The organism is Pseudomonas sp. Sample_23 (assembly GCF_004307595.1).
GTDB lineage: Bacteria > Pseudomonadota > Gammaproteobacteria > Pseudomonadales > Pseudomonadaceae > Aquipseudomonas > Aquipseudomonas atacamensis.
Window position 1 is genome coordinate 70,297 of record NZ_RCNX01000034.1, and the last position, 7,839, is coordinate 78,135.

The following is a 7,839-nucleotide window of genomic DNA, read 5'->3' on the forward strand; positions in this document are numbered from 1 at the left end:
TGTGCCATACGGAGGTCACCTGATGAGCATCCCGATTCCGGCGGAAACGCCCGATCCGAACATCGACAAACCCACCCTGCCGGAGACCGAACCGCCACCGGTGCCCGAGCAAGAGCCGCCAGGCACCACGCCACCGCCGAAAGAAGAGCCACCGAGCACGATGCCGCCGGTGATCGTCTGACCCTTGCCCCCCCTGATCGTCTGATCGTTCCCACGCTCCGCGTGGGAATGCAGCCCGGGACGCTCTGCGTCCCATCCAGAGCCGAACGCGGAGCGTCCGTTGAAGCATTCCCACGCGGAGCGTGGGAACGATCATCAGCCGGCGGGGAGTCAGAGGTGGTCGTTCTTGTCGACATCCTTTTCGAACACCCTCACCACGTACGGCATCACGCTGAAGATCGCCAGCGCCAGAATGGTACTGAGCAATGCCGTCGCTTCCTTGCCCAGCCCCGCCGCCACGCCGATCGCTGCCGTCATCCATAAACCCGCCGCCGTGGTCAGGCCTTTGACATGGGCCTCGTCGCCCTGTTGATTTTTCAGAATGGTGCCGGCGCCGAGAAAGCCGATCCCGGCAATCACGCCCTGCAATACGCGACTCATCGCATCGGATTCTGCGCCCGAGGTCTGCGGCACCAATACGAATAGCGCAGCACCCAATGCCACCAGCATGTGCGTGCGCACGCCCGCTGCCTTGCCTTTATGCTCGCGCTCGAAACCGAGTATCCCGCCGAGAATCGCCGCCATCACCAGGCGTACGGTGATCCGGGTCATTTGCGAGGCATCACCGATATCGGCGAACTCGGCTTGCATCGTTGCCCACACTTCATCCCACCAGTCTTCCATCGTGCCTCCCTTGTTATTGGCTTGATAAGCGATGGACAACAGCGACCATTAATCGGTTGCGCAGAACGATCGGCGCGCTGCGCTTCCTAATATGCAGACCTCCCTGGAACAAGGACTGCCGCCATGCCCGTTCGAATCGATGAATCCAACCCCGAGCAGAAAGTGTGTTTTTTTACCGTCGAGCATGGTGAGGAAATTCGCATCTGCGACACCCTCGAAGTCCTGACCGATAGCGACAAAGCCATGTCGTTCGTGGAAATCGAAGGCAAACGCACTTACATCACCGAAGCAGAAGCCGATGCCTTGACCGTCGCCGGGGCCAAGGACGGGCGCAAACATCTGAAGGCCGATGACAGTGATTCGGTGGTTTGATTGACCTCGATCAACACCCGACGCAGACGCCTGCAATAGGCGTTTGCGCCGCGCCTGGCAGGTTGCTTCAAGTTGTCGCAGGCACTGCGCCAAACCTCATCTGATCCGCTTTTTATTGCCAAACCTGAGTCTGTTCTGCAAACAGATCGGCGCTCATAGTGCATCGGCCTGATGGAGGCTGATGAGCGTACGAACATGAGCGAGCGAATCCCCGTCCGAACCGTAGAAGCATCGCCAACGATAAAAAGCGTACCCGCGCGCCCGCTGAAGGCGACTGCCGGCTCCACCGACAAGCAGATCCACACTCGCAGTTTCACCGGCCTGTTCCGCAACCTGCGTATGAGCGGTGCCGGACTTCTGTTTGTGCTGTTCTTCGGCACCGTGTGGCTGAACTGGGGCGGTCGGCAGGCCGTACTTTGGGATCTGGCGGAAAGCAGATTCCACATCTTTGGCGCGACGTTCTGGCCGCAGGATTTCATTCTGCTCTCGGCCCTGCTGATCATTGCTGCGTTCGGACTCTTCGCCATCACCGTGTTTGCCGGTCGCGTCTGGTGCGGTTACACCTGCCCGCAGAGTTCGTGGACGTGGATCTTCATGTGGTGCGAGAAGATCACCGAAGGCGAGCGCAACCAGCGCATCAAACTGCAAGCGGCGCCATGGAGCCTGAACAAACTGGCGCGGCGTGCCGCCAAACACACGTTGTGGCTGGCAATTAGCGTGATGACCGGCCTGACCTTCGTCGGCTATTTCACCCCGATCCGGCCGCTGGCCGAAGAGCTGCTGACCCTGCAGATCGGTGGCGTCAGTCTGTTCTGGGTGCTGTTCTTCGCCGCCGCCACCTACATCAACGCCGGTTGGCTGCGTGAGGCGGTGTGCATGCACATGTGCCCGTATGCGCGGTTCCAGAGTGTGATGTTCGACAAGGACACGCTGACCATTGCCTACGACGCCGCACGCGGCGAAAACCGCGGCCCGCGCAGGCGTGACGTGCGCCCGGTCGAAGCCGGCCTGGGTGATTGCATCGACTGCCAGTTGTGCGTGCAGGTCTGCCCGACAGGCATCGACATCCGCGATGGCTTGCAAATGGAATGCATCGGCTGCGCAGCATGCATCGACGCCTGCGATTCGATCATGGACAAAATGCATTACCCGCGCGGCCTGATCCGCTACAGTTCCGAGCGCGAATTGCAGGGCGGCAAGACCAACCTGCTGCGTCCGCGTTTGATTGGCTACACGGCGGTGTTGTTGTTGATGATCGGCGCGTTGGCGCTGGCATTGATCGAGCGACCGATGGTGTCGCTGGACGTGACCAAGGATCGCGGGTTGTTCCGCGAGAACGCTCAAGGCCAGATCGAGAATATTTATTCGCTGAAAGTGATCAACAAGACTCAGCAACGGCAGGATTACCGGTTGAGTCTGGTTGATGGCGACGGGTTTGCGTTGCAGGGCAAAACGGCATTGAGCCTGGCGCCCGGGGAGATTGTCGATGTGCCGGTGTCGGTGGCGATGACCACCGAGCGCCCGGCGAGCAGTTCGCAGACATTGAGTTTCAGGATTGAAGACAGTGACGAGCCGCAGGTATACAGCGTGGCGAACAGCCGGTTTGTGGCGCCGATGAATCGTTGAGGAGCTGGCATTGCTGCCCTCACCCCAGCCCTCTCCCGGAGGGAGAGGGAGCCGACCGAGGTGTCTGTCGCTATGCATCGACCTGAAAGACCGAGTCGATTATGGATTCGGCAAAGCACTGTCAGGTCGGCGTATTTCATCAGCATCCCCCAATCAGTCCCCTCTCCCTCTGGGAGAGGGCTAGGGTGAGGGCTCCTTCCCTGACACCCCACAAAATCAAGTCCACCAAGGCCCACCGATGAAACGCTACGAAAAATTCGCCGACGACATCGCTGAACTGATCCGCTCCGGCGTCCTCGGCCCTGGCCAGCGGGTACCGTCGGTGCGCTATGCCAGCCAGGCTTACGGGGTTAGCCCGTCGACAGTATTCCAGGCCTATTACCTGCTCGAACGCCGCGGCCTGATCCGCGCCCGGCCGCGCTCCGGTTACTTCGTCAACGCCCATACACCGAGCACATTTTCCGAGCCGGTGATCAGCAGCCAGGTCAACGAATCCACCGAGGTTGACGTCAGCGAACTGGTGTTCTCGGTACTCGATTCGATCAAAGATCCCAATACCGTACCGTTCGGCTCGGCCTTCCCCAGCCCGACCCTGTTCCCGCTGCAACGCCTGTCGCGCTCCCTGGCCAGCGCCGCGCGGGAGATGGATCCGCGCATGGTCGTCACCGATATGTCGCCGGGCAACCCGCAACTGCGCCGACAGATTGCCCTGCGCTACATGGTCGGCGGGCTGATGCTGCCGATGGAAGAATTGCTCATCACCAACGGCGCTCTCGAAGCGCTGAACCTGTGCCTGCAAGCAGTGACCGAGCCCGGCGATCTGGTGGCCATCGAGGCCCCGGCGTTTTATGCCTGCCTGCAAGTGCTGGAGCGCCTGAAGCTCAAAGCCGTGGAAATCCCCGTGCACCCGCGTGACGGCATCGACCTCGGCGTGCTCGCGCAAACTCTGGAACGCCATCCGATCAAGGCCTGCTGGTGCATGACCAGTTTCCACAACCCGATGGGCGCGACCGTGCCCGAGGTGAAGAAACAGGAACTGGTCGAACTGCTGCGTCAGCATCAGGTGCCGTTGATCGAGGACGACGTCTACGCCGAGCTTTATTACGGGCAACAGGCGCCAAAACCGGCCAAGGCTTTTGATACCGAAGGATTGGTCATGCATTGCGGCTCGTTCGCCAAAAGTCTCGCCCCCGGCTACCGCATCGGCTGGGTGGCGGCCGGGCGTTTCGCGCAGAAGATCGAGCGACTGAAGCTGATGACCTCGCTGTGCGCTTCGATGCCGGCGCAAGCGGCGATTGCCGATTATCTGCAACACGGCGGCTACGATCGGCATCTGCGCAAACTGCGTTATGCCCTGGAAGAACAGCAGAGCGCGATGCTCGCGGCGATTGCCCGTTACTTTCCGGCACAGACCCGCGTCAGCCAGCCGGCGGGCGGCTACTTTCTGTGGCTGGAATTGCCGGAGCAGATGGATTCGCTGAAGCTGTTTCAAATGGCATTGGCGCAAGGCATCAGCATCGCGCCGGGGCCGATATTCTCACCGACCCAGCGTTTCAGAAATTGCATTCGCTTGAATTACGGCAGCCCGTGGACCGAGGAATCGGAAAAGGCCATGGAGACGTTGGGGCGGATTGTGCGGTCGTTCTGAGGGATAGATGTTGTCTGGACTGGCCCCTTCGCGAGCAGGCTCGCTCCCACAGTTGATTTGTGAATACAGAACCAATGTGGGAGCGAGCCTGCTCGCGAAGAGGACGGCATTAACACTGCAAACCCACCGGTTTACCGCCCACCCCCCAAGTCAACAAACGTCCCGGTCGCATACGAAGCCTTGTCCGACAGCAGCCAGACAATCGCTTCCGCCACTTCATCCGGCCGCCCGCCCCGGGCCATGGGAATCGCCGATTCGAGCTTGCTGACCCGATCCGGGTCGCCGCTCAGGGCATGGAAGTCGGTGTAGATGTAGCCCGGACGCACGGCATTGACGCGAATGCCCTCGCCCGCCACTTCTTTCGACAGACCGATGGTGAAGGTGTCGAGCGCGCCTTTGGATGCGGCGTAATCAACGTACTCATTCGGCGAACCGAGGCGTGCCGCGACCGAGGAGACGTTGACGATGCTGCCGCCCTGCCCGCCGTGTTTGGGCGACATGCGCAGGATCGCGTGCTTGGCGCAGAGGATCGGCGCCAGCACGTTGGTTTTCATGATTTTGAGGATGCGGAATTCGGACATTTCATCGACCCGCGACTTCTGCCCGACGGTGCCGGCGTTGTTGACCAGCGCGGTGACCCGGCCCAGTTCGGTGTCGACGCGCTGAAACATCGCGATTACTTCGTCTTCGATACTGACATCGGCGCGAACCGCGATGGCCTGGGCGCCCAAGGCGCGAACCTGCTCGAGCACGCTGTGTGCGGCCTGTTCATCCGACTGATAGTTGATGCAGATCCGGTAGCCCTGTTCGGCTGCCAACAATGCCGTAGCCGCGCCGATTCCGCGCCCGCCACCGGTGATGACAATGACTTTATCCATGCTGGCCTTCCCCCACGTGCACACGTAACAGTCGGGGGAAGAATAACTGCGATTGGCGGGTTTTGCATGTGGCGCCTATTCGGGCGCCTTCGCGAGCAAGCTCGCTCCCACAAGGGAATGCGATCACCTGTGGGAGCGAGCCTGCTCGCGAAGAACGATGACTCGGTATGTCAGACCACCGCCAGCCGTTGCCCACGCACGATGTCCTGCATGAAGCGCTCCGCCGGCATCGGGTGGCCGAGCAGATAGCCCTGCAGCGAGTCACAGCCCAGTTTGGTGAGGAAATCCTGTTGCGCGCCGGTCTCGACACCCTCGGCGACAATCCGCAGATCCAGGGCCTGCCCCAGCGCAACAATCGCCGAGACGATCGCCGCATCATCGCTGTCGTGCTCCAGATCACGGACGAAACCGCGGTCGATCTTCAATTCATTGGCCGGCAGGCGCTTGAGGTACATCAGGCTGGAATAACCGGTGCCGAAGTCGTCGATCGACAGGTCGACGCCCATGTCCGATAGCTCTTGCAGCACAGTCATGCTCGCATCAGCGTCGCTCATCGCTGTGGTTTCAGTGATTTCCAGGGTCAGGCTGTTGGCCGGCAAGTGGTGGGTCGCCAGCGCCTTGGCCACGCTTTGCACCAGCCCGGCATGACAAAACTGCAAGGCAGAGAGGTTTACGGCAATGCGCCAGTCGGTGTAACCGAGCACGTACCATTCGCGCATCTGCCGGCAGGCTTCGTTGAGCACCCATTCGCCCATCGGAATGATCAGCCCGGTTTTTTCCGCCAGATCGATGAACTTGTCCGGCATCAGCATGCCGTGCAGCGGATGCTTCCAACGCAGCAGTGCTTCGGCACCGACCGGACGGCCATTGGCGGCGTCGAATTTGGGCTGGTAATGCAGGCAGAACTGGTTGTGCTCGATGGCCGCGCGCAGGTCCTGCAACAGTTGCAGTTGTTTGCGCGCGTTGGTGTTCATCGACGCATCGAAGAAGCTGTAGCCGTTCTTGCCACCGCCCTTGGCGTGGTACATCGCGGCGTCGGCATTCATCAGCAGTTCCTGGGCGTTGGCGCCGTTGCCCGGATACAGGGCAATGCCGACGCTGGCGGAAATCTGCAGATCATGCTCGGCGACGCGGAACGTGCGACCGATCAGGCCGACCTGACGCGCAGCCAGGCTCAAGGCGTCATTGGGCTCGCTCAAGCGCACCAGCAGAACGAACTCATCGCCACCGATCCGCGCCAACGTGTCCTGGCTGCGCAGGTCTTCACGCAGACGCGCGCCGACCTCGCGCAGCAATTGGTCACCCATGTGATGGCCGAATGCGTCGTTGACCGGTTTGAAGCCGTCGAGGTCGATGAACATCAAGGCGAAGCAGCCGCCCTGCTCTTCAACTTTTCTGATTGCCTGATTGATGCGGTCGTCGAGCAACATGCGATTGGGCAGGCTGGTCAGCGGATCGTGCAAGGCCAATTGGGTGAGTTCGCGATTGGCCACCGTCAGCGAGTGCGCCAGATCAGCGGTGCGCGCTTCGAGGCGGGCATCGAGAATCGAGGTCAACAGGGCAATCGACAGCACCGCCAGCGTGGTGACCACGACCAGACTGTCGAGACCATTGCCCTTCAAGCCATTGAGTGTCGCGCCGCAGAAACTGCCGTCAGGAAATTGCGCAGCAGCCATGCCGGTGTAGTGCATGCCGACAATCGCCACCCCCATGATCACCGCCGCGCCGGCACGAATCAGCCGCACATAGGGCGAATGCTGGCGCAGACGAAAGGCAATCCACAATGCCGCTGCCGAGGCGCCGACGGCAATCAGCAGGGAGGCGCTGAACAATGTCGGGTCGTAATCAATGCCCGGGGTCATGCGCAGCGCGGCCATGCCGGTGTAGTGCATGGCGCTGATGCCCGCTCCCATGATCAACGCACCGAAGGCCAGTTGCGCCAGTGGCAGTTTCGGTTGGCTGACCAGCCACAACGCAAAACCGCAAGACAGCACCGCGATCAGCAGCGACAGCGCAGTCAGGGTGAAGTCATAGCCCAGGTCGATCGGCAATTTGAAGGCGAGCATGCCGATGAAATGCATCGACCAGACGCCAACGCCCATCGCCAACGCCCCGCCCGCCGTCCAGAAATGCACGGCCCGGCCTTTCGCCGTGGCGATGCGCCCAGTGAGATCGAGCGCCGTGTAGGAAGCCAGAATGGCCACGCACAACGAGATGAAAACCAAAGTGAAGGAATAGCTGCCGATGAGCATGAACGTTCTCGTGACAAGCCGAAACCGTACTGCTTCCATTCTCGGTCGGGCAAATGCGGCGATTGTACTGATTGCGCGAAATAACGCACTGACAAAGTAACCAAAATGCCATCAAGCCGATGAAACGCTTGTTCGATCGTCCTACAAGGCTCTGCGGTGGGCTTTAAGCACAACTTGTGAAAGCTATCTCACGCCGGCCACAAATCCCTGTGGGAGCGAG

At 60.7% G+C, this 7,839-nt stretch carries 7 protein-coding genes; 4 read left to right on the forward strand and 3 right to left on the reverse strand.

Annotated elements, in window-relative coordinates:
- Positions 1 to 22: 22 nt before the first annotated feature.
- Complete coding sequence (locus D8U82_RS28075; RefSeq protein ID WP_016774632.1) at positions 23 to 181, forward strand: hypothetical protein; 159 nt, start codon at positions 23 to 25, stop codon at positions 179 to 181.
- A gap of 149 nt (positions 182 to 330) precedes the next feature.
- Here D8U82_RS28075 and D8U82_RS07815 read toward each other — a convergent pair whose 3' ends face one another.
- A complete protein-coding gene (locus D8U82_RS07815; protein ID WP_016774631.1) occupies positions 331 to 843 on the reverse strand; it encodes an MgtC/SapB family protein in 513 nt (170 codons plus the stop codon).
- A gap of 123 nt (positions 844 to 966) precedes the next feature.
- On the opposite strand from D8U82_RS07815, the gene D8U82_RS07820 reads away from it, so the two are divergent.
- The 3 genes from D8U82_RS07820 (at position 967) to mapR (ending at position 4,489) form a co-directional block, all read left to right on the forward strand.
- Positions 967 to 1,215, forward strand: coding sequence for a DUF3203 family protein (locus D8U82_RS07820; RefSeq protein ID WP_016774630.1), 249 nt, complete (start codon positions 967 to 969; stop codon positions 1,213 to 1,215).
- A gap of 195 nt (positions 1,216 to 1,410) precedes the next feature.
- On the forward strand, positions 1,411 to 2,841 hold the full coding sequence (gene ccoG, locus D8U82_RS07825; RefSeq protein ID WP_130901986.1) for a cytochrome c oxidase accessory protein CcoG: 1,431 nt from the start codon (positions 1,411 to 1,413) through the stop codon (positions 2,839 to 2,841).
- Between the two features lie 238 nt (positions 2,842 to 3,079).
- Positions 3,080 to 4,489, forward strand: a complete 1,410-nt coding sequence (mapR, locus tag D8U82_RS07830) for a GntR family transcriptional regulator MpaR (protein ID WP_130887334.1) — start codon at positions 3,080 to 3,082, stop codon at positions 4,487 to 4,489.
- Between the two features lie 131 nt (positions 4,490 to 4,620).
- Here mapR and D8U82_RS07840 read toward each other — a convergent pair whose 3' ends face one another.
- Both D8U82_RS07840 and D8U82_RS07845 read right to left on the reverse strand, forming a co-directional pair.
- Positions 4,621 to 5,367, reverse strand: a complete 747-nt coding sequence (locus tag D8U82_RS07840; RefSeq protein WP_071172352.1) for an SDR family oxidoreductase — start codon at positions 5,365 to 5,367, stop codon at positions 4,621 to 4,623.
- Between the two features lie 170 nt (positions 5,368 to 5,537).
- The gene (locus D8U82_RS07845) at positions 5,538 to 7,619 is read right to left on the reverse strand and encodes an EAL domain-containing protein (RefSeq protein ID WP_024012869.1); all 2,082 of its coding nucleotides are present in this window, start codon (positions 7,617 to 7,619) and stop codon (positions 5,538 to 5,540) included.
- Between the last annotated feature and the right edge of the window lie 220 nt (positions 7,620 to 7,839).